Raw genomic sequence first — 16,720 nt, forward strand, 5'->3', positions numbered from 1 at the left:
CCGCACGCCTCAACCGAGCCGTTGCGGCGCGCCCAAATGAAAACCTTGTAGGTAATCGACCCCCATCGCTTCACTGATGCGACGCACCTCATCGTTATGCACAAACTCCGCCACGGTTTTGGCATTCAGCACTTGGCACAGTTGCACCAACTGCTGCGCAATGCGGCGCTGTTTGATGTCTTGGTCGATGTTGCGGATCAGGCTGCCATCGAGCTTGATCACCTGCGGTTCCAGTTTGACGATTTCATCAATGTTGGAATATCCCGAGCCAAAGTCATCGACGATGATGCTCGCGCCCAGCGAACGGAAGTGGTTACACACTTCAATCATGTGGCCGTAGTCTTTGATCTGCTCCGTTTCCAACACTTCCAGCCCCACGCGGCTTGGGTCGGGTAACGATTTGATCGCCTCTTCCAAATTGAGCAACGTGCGCTCACTCATGAAATCTTGTGGCGCGAGGTTAATCGAAAACGCTTCATGGCGATCGCGCATCAAGTCAAAGGTGCGGTTGATCATTTGGCGACTGAGGCGCGTGTAGAGATGGGTACCTTCGATGATGGGCAGAAAACGCCCCGGCAGAATAATTTCGCCGTCGTCATCGATGCGCACCAAGCACTCCAGCGACGCCAGTTCATGGCTGTGCGCTTTGTAGATCGGCTGCGCGTACACCAAAACGTTGTTATCCAACACCGCGCGGCTTACGCACGACAACCATCCCAATCGTTCCTGACGCATCTGCTCTTGCGCGCGCAATTGGCTGGCGTTACAGAAATGACGGTTGTGTTGATGCGCGTGGCGGCGTGCTTCGATGGCACGCAGCAGCAAATCATCTGGGTCTTTGTCCGGGAAATCACGTCGACTGACCAAACCGGCACACAGCGACACCGACACGTAATCCACTTCCGGCAGCCCAAACGGCTCGAAATTGACGTGTTCCAACTGATCAACAAACTGCGAGAATGTCAGGTGAATAAATGCTTCATCCGCCTCACTGCGAAACAGCGTCGCCCATTCGCCCACCCCGATGGCAAACAGCTCACTGCGGCCGGGCAAATGTTGCTGCAAATAGTGCTGAAAATGGGCGCTGAGATCCTGCAGCAGGCGATCCCCCACTTGATACCCGTACTTTTCATTGATTTGGTTAAAGTTGGTTAACTTGAGCGCCAGCAGATGATGACTTCCCGCCATGCGCAGCAGTTTCTCGCGCAGCACCACGCGGTTGGGTAATCCGGTACGCGGGTCGACGCGATAACTGGCGGTTAGCATGCTGGCTTGGCTTTGAATCTTATAAGCCAGATTGTGGTTCATCTCGTCCAAGTCGCTCAGCGAGTTACGAATCAAACTAAACAGCGGCGCAATCACGTCATGACGACCCAGTGAGAAAGGTTCAGCGCGGCGCTCAACCGTGTCCCCTTCGCGCAGTGCCAAGTAGGTCATGCTGTGATGCAGCGAACGTTGCAGCGTGCCATCGTGCCACAGCTCCCCCATGCAATAACAGCCTTGGGTTGGCGCGACCGATTGCAGCGGTAACAGCTCTTGGTTCTCTTCAATGAATTCCAAGCGGGACGTGCAGTTGTAGACAAAAATCTGCTCTGGCTGAAATGCACGCAGCTGCTCGGCGCCAAAATAGACCTGTTCTAAAGTCAGGGACGGATGGTCAAAGCAGAAACGGACTTCGTCACCCACCGACAGCGCTTGATTCAGCACAATCCCCGGTTCATCTTCATACATCGGTACGTAGACATCTTGCTGCTGCAAATCGCCCTTGATGAGCGGAAAGTTGTGCAGCATCTCAAACGGCACATGCTGACCATCGCCGAGGTAGCGGTTGTACACCTCTTGCACAGGCATGTCATCGAGACGATACAGCGTCTTACCGTCGGTCTTGGTGACGCGGAAATGACGCCCAATCGGGTTCCACTCTGTATACGCCGCATTGCTGGCGTGCAATGTGTCACCGTGCAATGCCACCGCCACCATCGCATCGCGATAGGTTTGCGTCCCCAACAGCACCCAACGGCCGTCGTCACCATCTGAGGCGGCGCCCCCTGCCACCGGCACATTCGGCGCCAAATGGTTGAACGCACCAATGCGTTCAGAGCGCTCCATACTCAGGTACTCAGCAAAACAGAGCATCGCTTGGGTATTGGGTTGCAGCGCCAGCGCAGTGACCAGTGTTTGAGTGTCTCGCACCGGGTTGTTGCTAAAACGGCTGACCGCCGCGCTCACCGTAGCCTCCGCAAACTGCGTCATCAGCAGCAAAGTGCCTTGATGATGAATGTCTCCGTTGTGAATGATCTGCCCGGTGCTCAGCCCCACCAACTGCGCGTCGGGATAGCGCTGAACGATCTGTTCGGCAAACGGGGTAATATCTTGAGCGGGCAGGCTGGAGAAGACCTGAATGAGTGTCTGGCCCTGCGCAGAAAACTCGAAAGCCGACAGGGCATGGTTTAGCGATTGATGTGCTGGGATAAAAAGAGAGGATGTAAACATGTAATCCAACTAACTCATCATGAGTGACTGGCGATCCAACGAACTGATTACCTTAAAACATACTGACTAAGAAGTTAATTGTTGTGAATGGAAATCACAACGTTGATTCACAGAATCAGTTGATTAAGTTGAGATAGCGTCTCTATTTCGACGTCCGGCAGCAGTTTCATCTGCGGCGTTGCACGTAGGGTGAGACCTTGATCGTTGTACCAGCAGGCTTGAAAACCGCACTGTTTGGCGCCTTGCACATCCGTCACCGGGTGGTCACCCACGTGTAAAATGGCCTGCGCCGGCAACGCCAGAAAAGCGCGCGCTTTATCAAACATATCGGGATACGGTTTAGCATGGCCATCCGGCCCGGCTTTGAAAACACGTTGAAAATAACGGCTGAGGCCAATTTTTTCGACATCGACATTGCCGTTGGTGATCGCCACCAGCGGCACCTTCGTCGCCAAATGGCTCATCACGCGGTGGGTTTCTTCAGGCACATCAACGCAGCTGCGCAGCTGCGTCATTTGGTCGATGGTGTCATTCGCTGCTTGCTCGGCTTGGTGCGGCGCATAGCCGAGCGCCAGCAACCCTTGGCGAATCTGCTCATACCGCCACAAGGTGACATCGTGCGGCAACCATGGGTTGTCTTGCGCGATGCGCAGCTTGAGAGCCTTCCACCACGCCATCGGCTGCGTCGCCGCGACTGGGTGTTCCCGATGCAACCATGCCGCCACTTGCTGCTCCACATGACGAATCACCGGGCGGTTATCGTACAAGGTATCATCCAAATCAAAGGTGAGGGCTTGAATGGGCGGCAAGTTGCGGTAAATCAGCATCGGTTACTCCTTGGCTTTTTTATGCGCACGCGGATGCGCTTGGTCATACACTTCCGCCAAATGTTGAAAATCCAAATGGGTATAAATTTGCGTGGTGGAGATGTTCTCGTGTCCGAGCAGCTCTTGCACCGCGCGCAGGTTGTTGCTCGATTCCAACATGTGGGTGGCAAACGAGTGGCGCAATTTGTGCGGGCTGATGTGGCTGGCCACCGACTGCTTGTGACCCCACTCCGCCATACGTTTTTGCACGTTGCGGTGCGAGATACGCGCGCCCAGTTGAGAGATAAACAGCGCGGGTTCGTCGCCTTTGAGCAGCGAACTACGGACTTTGAGCCATTTCCCGACCCACTCTTTGGCTTGGCCGGCAAACGGCGCTTTACGCTCTTTGTTACCTTTACCGATGACGCGAATTTCGCCGGCGCTGAGGCTCACATCGCGTACGTTGATCGCCACCAGCTCAGCCAAACGCAGGCCTGCGCCGTACATCAGTTCCATCATGGCGCGATCGCGAATCGACAAGGGGTCATCTTCGTTCACTTCCAACAACTGCGCCATTTCGTCCACATCGAGGTTTTTCGGCAGCGGGCGTTTCTTACGCGGCGCCGACACCCCTTTGGCTGGGTTGGCATTCAGCTCGCCACGCAGGATCAGAAAATCAAAAAAGCTGCGCAGCGACGACAAGCGAGTCGCCAAACTGCTGGCTTTCATGCCGTCGCGCATGCCTTTACTCGCCAATTGGCGCACCCAACCGGCATCCACTTGCTGCCATTGATTGAGCCCCATGTGGTTGAGGTGCTGCGCCATGGTGGTGAGCTGCTGTTTGTAGTTACGCTGCGTGTGTAAGCTCAGCCCCTTTTCACTGCGCAAATACTCGTAAAAGCGCTCCAGAGGCCGACCTAAACTGTCAGGCAGAGGGGTGGCTGAGTCGATCATGTTCGTTCACCTGCCAAGGTAGAATCTCAATTAGATGCGACAACACCAGCGCCAGATGACGCAAAAACAGCGTATCCATGCACGGCTGGAAGTGGCCGCCATCGTCACTGGCAAACGCCAGCACGCCCTGCGGGTTGCGTTTGACCAGCGGCAAAATCACGTACGATCCCATCTCCGGTGCCAGATGGTCTTCGCCGAACAGATGATGGCGATCCACCTGACGCAAACGGCCGAGATAGGCGCTTTTGCCATTGAAATGATTGGTTGAAAATCGTTGCCACTGCTCTTTGCTCAGGGCATAACGAGGGTGGTCGTGACCCAAAAGGCGCACATACGCGGTTAAGCCAAGCAACTGCGCTTTGGCTTCAATCGCGCGGCACACCTCGGTCAGCGTGGCACATTGCAGGATCTGCTCTTGCAAGTCCATGAATTCATGAAAGGTGCGATCGTTGTTGGCGGCCAGAGACATCAAGGTGGTGATCTCTTCTTCCAACTCATCAATTCGCTGGCGCTGACGCGCCATTTGAATGTGCACCAGTGACACCGACCCCATCTCCTGATGCGGCAGTGCCAACCGGTCCACCAGATCCGGACGGTGAGAAAAGAAGTCCGGATGGTCTTTGAGATACTCTGCGACCACTTCGGCCGTCAGCGCATCAGCTTCCAGTTGCGACACAACAAATCCTTATTAGCAAGAGAGCTGGCCGTCAAAGACGTGCGTCGCAGGGCCAGTCATGTACAGCGGTTTACCCGGACCTTGCCAGCTGATTTCCAAATCGCCGCCCGGCAGATGCACCGTGACGGTATCATCAAGCAACCCTTGCACCACGCCCACAGCTACTGCGCCACACGCGCCGCTGCCACAGGCCTGAGTTTCACCCGCGCCGCGTTCGTACACACGCAAGTTCACTTCATTGCGATTGAGCACCTGCATAAAGCCCGCATTCACGCGCTCCGGAAAACGCTCGTGCGATTCCAACAGCGGCCCCAGCGTCTCGACATTGGCAGTCGTCACGTCATCCACCACCGTCACCACGTGCGGATTCCCCATGCTCACCGCGCCGCAGAACAGGGTTTGCTCTTCCACACGCATGATGTAGGTTTTTTCCGCTTGCTTGGCACGGAATGGGATTTTGCTCGGCTCAAATTCCGGCACACCCATGTTGACGGTGATCTGATCATCGTCTTCGACAATCAGCACCATTTTGCCTTTTTTGGTGCTGACGCTGATGCTGTATTTGTTGGTCAGGCCTTTCATGCGCACAAAGCGGGCAAAACAGCGCGCGCCGTTGCCACACTGTTCCACTTCACTGCCATCGGCGTTGAAGATGCGGTAATGAAAGTCGGTCTCTGGATCGTAAGGCGCTTCAACCACCAACAGTTGGTCAAAGCCCACCCCAGTATGACGATCCGCCATACGGCGGATCAACTCAGGGGAAAAGAAAACGTTCTGGGTAATGCAGTCCACGACCATGAAGTCATTACCCAAACCGTGCATTTTAGAAAAATGGAAATGCATAAGTCGTCACTTTACTCCGGCAGAAGGCTCTCAAAGGCCCACAGGCTCGACAGCTCTTCGCGTTGGCGCACCACGTGGGTGGTTTCACCATCGACAATCACTTCCGCCGCACGCGTGCGCGTGTTGTAGTTCGACGACATCGCAAACCCATACGCACCAGCAGAACGCACTGCCAGCAAATCCCCTTGCTGAAGCACCAGCGAACGGTCTTTGCCCAAGAAATCACCCGTTTCACACACAGGCCCCACTAAATCATAGGTCAATGCAGCGCCTTCGCGCGGCGACACCGGCACAATATCTTGCCACGCTTGGTACAACGCCGGACGCATCAGGTCATTCATCGCAGCATCAATGATGGCGAAGTTTTTGTGTTCGGTGTGTTTGAGGTACTCAACACGGGTAAGCAGCACGCCAGCGTTAGCCGCAATGGCACGACCCGGTTCAAAAATCAGTTCCAACTCTTGATGATTCGCCAGACGCGACAACAGCGCTTTGGCGTATTCAGAAGGTTGGGGTGGCAATTCATCACGATACACCACGCCCAGACCGCCCCCCACATCCAGATGTTTGATGTGGATGCCTTCCGCTTTCAGGTTGTCAATCAGCGCCAACAAACGATCGGTTGCGTCGATAAATGGTTCAATCGCCGTCAGTTGCGAGCCGATGTGGCAGTCGATGCCATGAATCGAAATGTGATCGAGGCGTTGCGCCAAACGGTATACATCCGGCGCACGGTCAAACGCGATACCAAATTTGTTATCGCGTAGGCCAGTCGAAATATAAGGGTGCGTTTTGGCGTCGACATCCGGATTGATGCGCAGCGAAATTGGGGCTTTGACACCCATCTCGCCCGCCACTTGGTTCAGGCGCTCCAGCTCAGATTCCGACTCCACGTTGAAGCACTTGATCTTCAGCGCCAAGGCGCGTTTCATCTCGGCAGCGGTTTTACCCACACCAGAGAACACTACTTTCGCCGGGTCACCGCCCGCAGCCACGACACGTTCCAGCTCACCTGCTGACACAATATCAAAGCCCGATCCCAAACGCGCCAGTGTGTTGAGCACCCCGAGGTTCGAGTTCGCTTTCACCGCATAACAAACCAGGTGGGGATGATCGCCGACCGATTTGTCAAACGCGTGCCAGTGACGCTCCAGCGTCGCACGGGAATAGACATACAGCGGCGTGCCATAATCCTCAGCCAATTGAGCCAGTGATACGTTTTCCGCCCAAAGTTGGCCATCATCCTGATAATTGAAGTAATCCAAAATACTTTCCCTTAATATAATTGTTTGAATTTACTGATTTTGTTCACTCTGTTGAGCGTCATCAGGCATGTACAGCGGGCCTGTTTGACCGCAGCCTGCCAAAGTGAGAACGGACAACAAAAACAGTGCGGTGATGGACTTTTTCATTTTGCATATCGTGATTATTGAATCAATGCCCCCTATAATCGCACCACAATCAGGAAAAGCAATAGGATAGACAGGATGAACGAGACTGAATTTCATCAACTGGTCGACAGCCAGATGCAAATCATTGAAGAAGCCATTGATGATTCCGGCGCGGACATCGATTTCGAAACCTCCGGCAATGTGATGACGCTGGAATTTGATGATGGCAGCCAGATCATCATCAACCGCCAAGAGCCGATGAAAGAGATTTGGTTGGCGTCGAAATCCGGCGGCTTCCACTTTCAATGGAAAGCGCAGCAGTGGATCTGCTCAAAAACCGGCATCGAGCTGTTTGAGATGGTGAAGCAAGAGTGTGAAAAACACGCAGGGGAACACATCGATTGGGCCTAATCGCCGCCGACAAAAAAGAGCACCTTGGGTGCTCTTTTTTTTGAGGCAATGAGCGCGGGTTTGTCTTACGCGTTTACCGCTTTGGATGGCTTGGAATAGACCGCGGAATCATTGCGGTAAGGCGCCACGTAACTGTCGCCCTCTTCCGGATGGATGATTTGATAGTACTGCGGCAAGTTGAAGTTAATCAGCTTCGACGCCAGTTGGTTGTCATCACGCACCGACGTATAGAAGCTGTTGACGCTGGCAATCATCTCATCTTTTTCGCCGCTGAACTGGTGGTAGACTTCCACGCGGTTGGTTTCATCCAGCACATAAATGTTGAAGCCTTTTTCGGTGTCTTCAAAGAAGAACTGCACCAACCCTTCACTGGCAAAGCCATCTACCACATCCGGCAGTTGATAATCCTGCTCGCGATCCAGCATCAGCAGCGGTGAGCCTTTGAGTTTATTGGTCGAAATACTGCGATAGAAGTCGACCGAGTTTTCCAAACGCTGCACCGAGACCCCACGACGTTCAAAGAACAAACCGTACATTTGCGAGCCGATACGCAGTGCTTTAAAGCGGCGACGTTTCTCTTGTTCCACCGGTTTGAGGCGCAAATCAATGCACTCGGCCAGCAGTTGATACACCAAGTTACGCATCACACCACGCAGGTTTTTGCTGTAGCAGAACACGTCGACCGATTCCGGCGGCAACGCGTCTTGGTGCATTTTACCCAACACGGTTTTCAGCGCATCCAGCATCGCCGTTTCGCCTTCAAAGTGCAGCGTCCGCACTTCTTGCCACGAGTTGCGATAGACCAAATCAACACTGCCCACTAGGCAACGCTGCTCCGCGCCGAAACTGAAGATATCGACATTCTTGACGTCGACTTTGAGTGATTTGCCGCTCAGTTCGGTCGTCGGGTCGTTTTCAAAGTTGATGAACATCGCCAGTTGGCTGATTTCACACGGACTCGCCAGCGCCGACATGGTCGGACGACGTTTGTGCAGCGAGAAGGTGTTTCGCAGGTCGCTCACCATTTGATAGAACTTGTCGATGTCGAGATGCGCTTCACGCACCACCGAATGCAAGCGCGTCGATTCAGTGATCAGGCCGTTGAAAAACGCCCACGCCACCAGCTTACTCAGGTATTCGTTGTGCTCGAGATACGGCTGACCCAAAATGCGATGCGCCACCAGCGGCTGCTTATACAGATACCAGCCCGCCTTGTTGGTGCGGCCCGGACACACCTCGATGAAGGTCAAGTCGGGTTCATGCAAGTCGGGAGAAATCTGCGGATTGAGCAGGGTGACTTTCCCCGGCAGCACTTCAAACGCCGCGTAGAGTTTACGCGCCAGAATCGAGATATCTTGTGGGCTGATCGCCGAGGTAATGTCGTTGCGACGCGCAAACTGAATCAGATTACGGTAGCTGACCATCAACGCATCCAGCAACGCATGGTGTACGCCTTTGACTTGCTCGACTTTCCAGTTACGGCGGTTGTCGAGTTCCTCAATCACGTCCGGCCCCCAGTGCCAGGTTTTGATCATGTCGTTCAGCGCTTCACGGCGCCAAGCCACCGATCCCACCCCCGGTTCACGAGAGAGTTTTTCATGGGTTTTGAGGTAGAAACAACGACGCACCAAATCAAGACGCGCATGATCGCCAATGCGTTCCAGATAACAGGTCACCTTGGCCAGCATCAGATAATAGGCGTCCATGCTGTAGAGATCAGGCTCATGCGCAAAGAAACGACGCTTGGTATCGATACTGAGCAGTTGTGTGTGCGGGTACTCCCACGAATACGCTTCCAGCAGCGTCGCTTTCAGCACTGACTTATAAGGCGAGTCGATACTCTTGTACAACTGCCATAAGTTGGCACCGAAATACTCTTCGGCCGGAATCCGATTGAGACGACCAAAGTCGATCCATTCACTGCAGTCAATGTACGCATTGGCACATAACTGTTTCACGTATTCGTCGTAGCACTCTTCCATCTCCGGTGGCACGATTTGCCACAGCAGACGTTTGCCCGCCAAACGCACTGCCGAGCGATAAAACTCATCCAGCAGTAACAAATGCTGAGACGAACCACAGTTTTCCCCAGTCATTTCATCCGACTGATTATGGCGAAAACGCTGTTCATCCATGATGAAGAAGTTCGCTTCCACCCCTTGGCTTTTCGCCCAGTCGGTGATCAGCAGGCACTTATTCCCCAATGTTTCACGTGAATCACAATCCATATCGGCATCCACACACACCCAGATATCGAGATCGCTCGACGTGCTCTGACCAATCGATGAGGTACTGCCCATGGTGTACAAACCAAGAATGGCCGGACGCGGCGCAGTCTCCAATGCTTGACCGATCGCCAGCTCCGTGTCGTCGACCATCAGTTGCTGAATGTCATTCAGTTCGAAATGGTGTACGCCATACGGCACATCGTCGGCAAAATAGCCGGGAATGAGGGGATGATTGTAGTGAAACAGTGCGGGAATGAGATGAAAAACACGCTGACCTTGCAAATCCATAAGCGCCAGCGCTCGCTCAGTGCGTTGCCGGTTCAGCTTATCCAGTCTCTGTATTAAGGTCGTTGTGTAAGCCTGCAAGGTGGATTCCTTGGTTGAAACATAAATGCGCGTTTTGGTTGTGTTTTATGCGAATGCGTCAACAAAACGTGATCAATTTAACACTTTAATTCCTATTGGTAAAGCGATCTGCTCACCATGTCACACCAAAGTCGTAGTGCCACAAGGCTTGAATTCACGACCGTTCCTAGTGTCGACGCTAACGGTTGCTTTGTAATAATAGCGCAGTTTACAAACGAGAACCTAGTCACACAATTTTGCGCGATCGGTGTGAATTGTCTATCAAACCAGCATCCCAGTGATCTTGGAGTAAGACCTTCCCCAGCCTTAATGATAGGATGAAGCCATTATTGACTGTCTAACGGGATTATCATGACCTCTACCACCCCCATTCGAATTGCCACTCGTCAAAGTCCACTCGCTTTATGGCAAGCGCATTTTGTCAAAGACGCGCTGCAAGCGGCTCATCCGGGGCTCGAAGTGGAACTGGTCACCATGGTGACCCGAGGTGACGTGATTCTTGATACGCCGCTGGCCAAAGTGGGCGGCAAAGGTCTGTTCGTCAAAGAACTCGAAGTGGCGATGCTAGAAGGCCGCGCGGACTTGGCGGTGCACTCGATGAAAGACGTGCCGGTCGATTTTCCCGAAGGCCTTGGCTTGGTGACCATCTGTGAACGCGAAGACCCGCGTGATGCGTTTGTCTCCAACACCTATGCGTCACTGGATGAGCTGCCACACGGCGCCATCGTCGGCACCTGTAGCCTGCGTCGTCAATGCCAACTCAAAGAAGCGCGTCCGGATCTGGTGATCAAAGAGCTACGTGGCAACGTCGGAACCCGTTTGGGCAAACTGGATGCCGGTGAATATGATGCCATCATTCTTGCCGCTGCGGGGCTCAAACGCCTTCAACTAGAACAGCGCATTCGCAGCCTGATTGAACCCGAGCAGTCACTACCTGCTGTCGGCCAAGGCGCGGTAGGCATTGAGTGTCGTTTGGATGATGCGCGCCTGCGCGCGTTGCTGGCACCGCTGAGCGATGCCGACACCACCGATCGCGTGTTGTGTGAACGAGCCATGAACCTCACACTGGAAGGCGGTTGCCAAGTGCCGATTGGTAGCTATGCGCTGCTCGACGGCGATGATTTGTGGCTGCGTGCGCTGGTCGGTGAGCCGGACGGTTCCCACATTGTGCGTGGCGAAATCCGTGGCCCACGTCAGGATGCCGAACGTCTGGGGGTCGAGCTGGCCAATCAACTGCTAGCCGATGGCGCGCGCGACATTCTGACCAAGTTGTACGCCGAGCACGAGTAAGCTATGGCCGTCTTGGTGACGCGCCCCGAGGCGCAGGGACAAGCGTTGTGTCAGCAGTTGGCACAATGTGGGATTCATGCCCTCCACCACCCATTGATCACTCTGAAGGCAGGCGCTGACCTGCCTCAGCTGCTGCCCGCCCTGCACCAATGTGATCTGCTGATCGCCGTGAGTCAGCATGCCGTGACATTTACCCACCAGTTTTTGCAATCTGAGCGATCTTGCTGGCCAACTTCCGCCATTTACCTTGCCGTTGGTCAAAAAACTGCACACGTTTTAAGCAAACTTTCTGCACAACCAGTACACTACCCGGACATCAGCGACAGCGAACATTTATTAGCTCTGCCAGCCCTGCACGCGGTGCAGGGAAAATCAGTCATCATTTTGCGTGGCAACGGCGGGCGCGAGCTGATTTTCGACACATTGGTCGCACGTGGCGCGCACGTCAGTTACCGCGAAGTGTACCAACGCGTGGATTTACCATTTGCCAGTGAGGCCTGCGTCGCCACATGGCAACAAGCGGGCGTGGATACGCTGGTGATCACCAGCAGCCACCAGCTGATGTTTTTTGTTTCACAACTGACCGCAACCAGCCTGAGCTGGGCGCTTGGTCTGAAATTACTGGTACCCAGTGATCGAATCGCCCACGATGCCAAAGCCTTGGGATTTCAAACCATCGTGACCACAGGAAGTGCGGCGAACCCAGATTTAGTGGCGGCTCTCCAGCCCTAACACACAGGACTCTTAGCAATGACAAGCAATAAAAATAATCCTCAGCAGGAACCTGAACAACAATCAAAAACTGCCCTCGCTGCCGAGACAACCTCCCCCGATGCCAAGACCAAAGCAGCATCCACCGACAAAGCCGCTGCCGGGCAAAGCAGCACGGCAACATCGGCCAAACCACAGCGCCCCGCCGAGCCAGCACCGGTATTTGAAGAGAAACAGGGCAAACGAGGCGTCAAGCTTGGCACCATCGCGATCGTTCTGGCGGTGCTGTTTGGCGGCGGTTTAACGCTACATAGCCAGCAGCAACAAGCGGACTACCAAGCGCAGATTCAAGCCCTGCGCGCCGAGCTTGAGCAAACGCGCAGCAACATCAACGCCCAGCTCGATGCCACCAAACAAGACGCAGTCGACAAAGCCACTGAACTGACTCATCGCGCAGAAGTGGTACTGACGCAGCAACAAAAGAGCATTGAAAGCCTGCAACTGGCCGTGGCAGACATCAAAGGTCGTCGTCCCAACGACTGGCTATTGGCCGAAGCGGATTACTTGGTCAAACTGGCAGGACGTAAACTCTTTCTCGAACACGATGTCGACAGCGCGACGCTGTTGATGGAGAGCGCGGACCAACGCATCGCCGCCTTGAACGATCCAAGCCTGACACCGCTGCGCAAAGCAATGGCCAACGACATCACGACACTCAAAGCAATTCCACGACTGGATCGCGATGGCTTGGTGCTGCGCCTGACCAGCCTGCAACAGCAAGTCGATACCCTGCCGCTGGCGAACGCCATTTTGCCGGACGCGCCGCAGGAAACCGAACAAGCGGTTTCAGAAAATATCAACAACTGGCAACAGAACCTGATGACGTCGCTGAAAGATTTCGCCAACAACTTCATCACGTTCCGCACGCGCGATGGCAACGTGGTGCCGCTGCTGTCACCGCAGCAGCATTTCTATCTCAAAGAAAACCTCAAAGCCAAGCTGGAAACCGCGATTAAGTCGGTGTACACCGAGCAGCAGGAAATCTACACCGTGTCACTCACCACCGCTGATCAGTGGTCGAAATCATTCTTCAATCAAAGTGACAACCGCGTGAAAGCCTTCAATCAGACGCTGGAACAACTGGCGAAACAGCAGGTGCAGGTTGAGTATCCGGTCAAACTGGGCACGCAAAAGCAACTGGCGGATGTGATCACCGATCGTCTGCGCCGCTCGGTCAGCTCGATGACAGTCAGTTCGATGACAACGGAGGCTAACTGATGGTTCGTGTCCTATTTCTATTTGTCGTCTTGGGGCTCGGCTTGTTTGCCGGCACCCAATATGCGGGTCAGCAAGGCTACGTGCTGATCTCAGTCGCCAGCCATACCATTGAAATGAGTGTCACCACATTGGTGATTTTCATCATCGGTGCGCTGGCTGGCTTATTCGCACTGGAATATCTGCTGAAAAAACTGATGTACGCCAGCTCCAATACCTGGAACTGGTTCAGTGTACGCAAACTGCGCCGCTCGCGTCGTTACACCAACGAAGCGATCATCAAATTGCTCGAAGGGGACTGGAAACAGGCGGAGAAGAAAGTCACGCGCTGGGCCAATCATCATGACATGCCGCTGCTGTGTTATCTGGTGGCCTCAGAAGCCGCCAACGGCATGGGCGATCGCGCCAAACGCGACCGCTATTTGGCGCTGGCTGCGCAGCAAGAAAACGCCACATTGGCGGTGGAACTGACGCGCGCCAAACAGCAACTGAGCGATGGCGAGTTGCAAGCGGCATTGAGCACGCTGAGCGCGCTGCAAGCCGATCACCCCAACAATACCATTGTGCTCAACCTACTCAAGCAAACTTACACCCAACTGAAACAGTGGCAGCCGCTGCTCGATCTGCTGCCTAAATTGGTCAAAGCCAAACGCATGACGCAGGATGAAGCCGAACAACTGGCCTTGGTTGCTCACCAAGGGGTGATGGACACCATCGCCAGTCAGAAAGGCAGCGAAGGATTGATTGCTCACTGGAACAGCCTGCCGCGTAAACTCAAAGCGGAATCACAACTCGAACTGAACCTGATCCGCCAACTGATTGTGCGCAAGGCTGATTACGAAGCGTTCACGCTGATCAAAGAGAGTTTGAAAAAACGCCCATCGCCAGCGCTATACGCCTTATTGCCAGAGCTCAACATCAGCGATCGCCATCCAGCGATTGTCCTGTTGAAAGATGCGCTCAACCGCGATGGCAACAATGCCGAGGCGCACAGCGCATTGGGTCAGCTCTATCTGCGTGAGCAGCAATGGGCCGATGCGCAGCAGCATCTGGAAAAAGCCTTGTCCTTGCGCTCAAGCGTGTCCGATTACGCTTACCTAGCCGATGCATTAGAAAAGCAGCACCTGACCAAAGCCGCTCACGACGTGACGCGCAAAGCCTTGTCGCTGCTCGAATCCGCGTAGATTCAAACGCGCAGCGAACAACAAAAAAGCCAGCAGAAATGCTGGCTTTTTTCATGCTGAGTCGCGCTTAAATCACGCGGGAGAACTGCTGCTGACGCGCGCGATCGCGCAGGTATTTGTCAAAGCACATACAGATGTTGCGGATCAGCAAACGGCCACGCAACGTGACGCGAATGTGGTGCTCATCGACCGTCACCAATTCATCGTCGACAAACGTTTGTAGCAACGCCAAATCTTGGCGGAAGTAGTCATTAAAGCGCACGCGGAACTGGCGCTCAATCGCCCGCTTATCAAGTTGGAAATTGCAAATCAGCTGTTTAATCACTTCGCGGCGCAGTAAGTCATCGCTATCCAGCGACACCCCTTTCCACAACGCATGACGCATTTCATTGACCTGAGCGTAGTACTTTTTCAGCTCTTTTTGGTTCTGCGCGTAGGCATCGCCAATCATCGAAATCGCCGACACACCAAAACCGACTAAATCACACTCGCCTTGCGTGGTGTAGCCTTGGAAATTGCGATGCAGCACGCCATTGCGTTGCGCCACCGCCAGTTCATCATCCGGTAAGGCAAAGTGATCCATACCGATAAACTGATAACCGGCATCCGTCAGCGTGTTGATGGTGTATTGCAGAATCGCCATTTTCTCTTCTGGCGCCGGCAGGTCTTCGTCTTTGATTTTACGTTGTGCGGCAAACAGCTGTGGCATGTGTGCGTAGTTAAACACCGACAGACGCCCCGGTTTCATCGCCAGCACCTGTGCCAGCGTTTGACTGAAGGTTTCCAGTGTTTGTTTTGGCAGGCCGTAAATCAGGTCAAGGTTGGTGGAACGGAACCCCAAGGCTTTTCCGCGCGCGACCAAATCGATAATAAACTGCTCGTTTTGCTCGCGGTTCACCAGCTTCTGCACTTCTTTATCGAAATCCTGCACGCCGATGCTCAGGCGGTTAAAACCTTCGCTACGCAGGTGATCCAGCACGTCGAGCTGAATCTCACGCGGGTCAACTTCGATGCTGATTTCGGCATCCGCGTCGAACTGGAACTCTTCACGCAGCAGCGTCATCAGACGGCTGATCTGCTTGTTGGTCAGAAACGTCGGGGTGCCGCCGCCAAAATGCAATTGAGTCACATGACGCCCCACCAGCAGCGATGCACGCTGGCGAATTTCATGTTCCAGAACATCTAGGTATTCGTCAGCTTTGTGCGAATGACGGGTGATGACTTTGTTGCAGCCACAGTAGTAGCACAGCTTGTGACAGAACGGAATGTGAATGTAGAGCGATAACGGTCGCTCAGGGTACTGAGTACACGCCATATCGTAGTCCGCAATGGTGAACGCTTCATGAAACTCCACAGCGGTCGGATAGGAAGTGTAACGCGGCCCCGAGTAGTTGTACTTGTCTAAAATGGCTTGATCCCAAACGATCTGCTGACTGGGTACGACGTGCGACGACATAGTAACTCTTTCCGTTTTCAATCTTTTGACGGGCTATTTTGCCACACGACGTTGACACGTCGGGTGGCAAAAATAGGATTTGCGAACAAAATGTTCGAAACTGCTAGCGTGATCACTCACTCAAAAGAGGGAGTATCACTTATACCATTTGGATGGCAATTTGGTTGTTCAGTGGCTGAACACGTTTTTGCAGCGCTTTTAACTCTTCGACGATGGCGTCGTTGAGGCGGGATTCTGCTTTCAGGCGAATCAGGTTGTGTTGCATACGCTCCTTCTTCACCATCTGCTGGCGGGCGTCACCACGCGGCATGTCTTTGACAATGTGATACAACTCGGCGGTTGCCGGGTAGTCACGATCAAAATCGACGCGGTCTTCGCCCTGAACGTAATCCATGATGCAGTAGACGCGGATGCTGATTTCCGACAAATCACACTGCCCTTGAATCCCGGCCAAGCACAGAACGTTGACGTTTTCGAAAATGTTCGCATTGCGTTTTTCGATCGCCAACGCCTGGTGCTGCTGCTGCAGCTCCTTTTGCTTTTTCAGTTGCAACAAAAGGTAACCCGCGTAGGCCGCTAAGCCCAGAATAATCACAGCTCCAGCTATCGCTAATAGGGTTACATTCATTGTGGCAC

15 protein-coding genes are annotated in these 16,720 nt (G+C 53.8%); 5 read left to right on the plus strand and 10 right to left on the minus strand.

The window, feature by feature from the left end; all coding sequences use genetic code 11:
- Window positions 1-9 precede the first annotated feature (9 nt).
- From ACS18Q_RS14280 to lptM, 7 genes are all read right to left on the minus strand, one after another.
- Window positions 10-2,493, minus strand: coding sequence for a bifunctional diguanylate cyclase/phosphodiesterase (locus tag ACS18Q_RS14280; RefSeq protein ID WP_441257184.1), 2,484 nt, complete (start codon window positions 2,491-2,493; stop codon window positions 10-12).
- A 107-nt stretch (window positions 2,494-2,600) separates the two neighbouring features.
- Window positions 2,601-3,320: a 5-amino-6-(5-phospho-D-ribitylamino)uracil phosphatase YigB gene (gene yigB / locus ACS18Q_RS14285; protein WP_154180515.1), complete on the minus strand. Its 720-nt coding sequence runs from the start codon at window positions 3,318-3,320 to the stop codon at window positions 2,601-2,603.
- Window positions 3,321-3,323: 3 nt separating this feature from the next.
- Window positions 3,324-4,253 carry a tyrosine recombinase XerC gene (xerC, locus tag ACS18Q_RS14290; protein ID WP_004724367.1) on the minus strand — a complete coding sequence of 310 codons (930 nt, stop codon included), beginning with the start codon at window positions 4,251-4,253 and terminating at the stop codon, window positions 3,324-3,326.
- Window positions 4,225-4,929 (minus strand): DUF484 family protein, encoded by a 705-nt coding sequence (locus ACS18Q_RS14295; RefSeq protein WP_004724364.1) that lies wholly within the window; start codon window positions 4,927-4,929, stop codon window positions 4,225-4,227. The genes xerC and ACS18Q_RS14295 overlap by 29 nt, the downstream gene beginning before the upstream one ends.
- 12 nt (window positions 4,930-4,941) lie before the next feature.
- Entirely contained in the window at window positions 4,942-5,772 is an 831-nt protein-coding gene (dapF, locus tag ACS18Q_RS14300) for a diaminopimelate epimerase (protein WP_004724363.1), read from the minus strand.
- A gap of 11 nt (window positions 5,773-5,783) precedes the next feature.
- On the minus strand, window positions 5,784-7,037 hold the full coding sequence (lysA, locus tag ACS18Q_RS14305) for a diaminopimelate decarboxylase (protein WP_441257185.1): 1,254 nt from the start codon (window positions 7,035-7,037) through the stop codon (window positions 5,784-5,786).
- A gap of 30 nt (window positions 7,038-7,067) precedes the next feature.
- Window positions 7,068-7,184: an LPS translocon maturation chaperone LptM gene (gene lptM, locus ACS18Q_RS14310; RefSeq protein ID WP_004724359.1), complete on the minus strand. Its 117-nt coding sequence runs from the start codon at window positions 7,182-7,184 to the stop codon at window positions 7,068-7,070.
- Between the two features lie 75 nt (window positions 7,185-7,259).
- Here lptM and cyaY point away from each other — a divergent pair, with 75 nt between their 5' ends.
- Window positions 7,260-7,574 carry an iron donor protein CyaY gene (gene cyaY, locus ACS18Q_RS14315; RefSeq protein ID WP_004724357.1) on the plus strand — a complete coding sequence of 105 codons (315 nt, stop codon included), beginning with the start codon at window positions 7,260-7,262 and terminating at the stop codon, window positions 7,572-7,574.
- 65 nt (window positions 7,575-7,639) lie between these two features.
- Here cyaY and ACS18Q_RS14320 read toward each other — a convergent pair whose 3' ends face one another.
- A complete protein-coding gene (locus tag ACS18Q_RS14320) occupies window positions 7,640-10,168 on the minus strand; it encodes a class I adenylate cyclase (protein WP_038150722.1) in 2,529 nt (842 codons plus the stop codon).
- A gap of 351 nt (window positions 10,169-10,519) precedes the next feature.
- Here ACS18Q_RS14320 and hemC point away from each other — a divergent pair, with 351 nt between their 5' ends.
- The 4 genes from hemC to ACS18Q_RS14340 are packed head-to-tail and all read left to right on the plus strand — an operon-like array spanning window position 10,520 to window position 14,628.
- Complete coding sequence (gene hemC, locus ACS18Q_RS14325; RefSeq protein ID WP_004724353.1) at window positions 10,520-11,458, plus strand: hydroxymethylbilane synthase; 939 nt, start codon at window positions 10,520-10,522, stop codon at window positions 11,456-11,458.
- 3 nt (window positions 11,459-11,461) lie between these two features.
- Window positions 11,462-12,190 (plus strand): uroporphyrinogen-III synthase, encoded by a 729-nt coding sequence (locus tag ACS18Q_RS14330; protein ID WP_014204241.1) that lies wholly within the window; start codon window positions 11,462-11,464, stop codon window positions 12,188-12,190.
- Between the two features lie 18 nt (window positions 12,191-12,208).
- The gene (locus ACS18Q_RS14335; protein WP_441257186.1) at window positions 12,209-13,447 is read left to right on the plus strand and encodes a uroporphyrinogen-III C-methyltransferase; all 1,239 of its coding nucleotides are present in this window, start codon (window positions 12,209-12,211) and stop codon (window positions 13,445-13,447) included.
- Entirely contained in the window at window positions 13,447-14,628 is a 1,182-nt protein-coding gene (locus tag ACS18Q_RS14340; protein ID WP_441257187.1) for a heme biosynthesis protein HemY, read from the plus strand. The genes ACS18Q_RS14335 and ACS18Q_RS14340 overlap by 1 nt, the downstream gene beginning before the upstream one ends.
- Window positions 14,629-14,695: 67 nt before the next feature.
- Here the strand turns inward: ACS18Q_RS14340 and hemN are convergent, their stop codons facing one another.
- Entirely contained in the window at window positions 14,696-16,084 is a 1,389-nt protein-coding gene (gene hemN, locus ACS18Q_RS14345) for an oxygen-independent coproporphyrinogen III oxidase (RefSeq protein ID WP_441257188.1), read from the minus strand.
- 139 nt (window positions 16,085-16,223) lie between these two features.
- Window positions 16,224-16,712: a DUF2489 domain-containing protein gene (locus ACS18Q_RS14350; RefSeq protein ID WP_441257189.1), complete on the minus strand. Its 489-nt coding sequence runs from the start codon at window positions 16,710-16,712 to the stop codon at window positions 16,224-16,226.
- Window positions 16,713-16,720: the final 8 nt, after the last annotated feature.

The sequence above is a fragment of the Vibrio sp. Vf1514 genome (genome assembly GCF_052076135.1).
Lineage (GTDB): Bacteria > Pseudomonadota > Gammaproteobacteria > Enterobacterales > Vibrionaceae > Vibrio > Vibrio furnissii.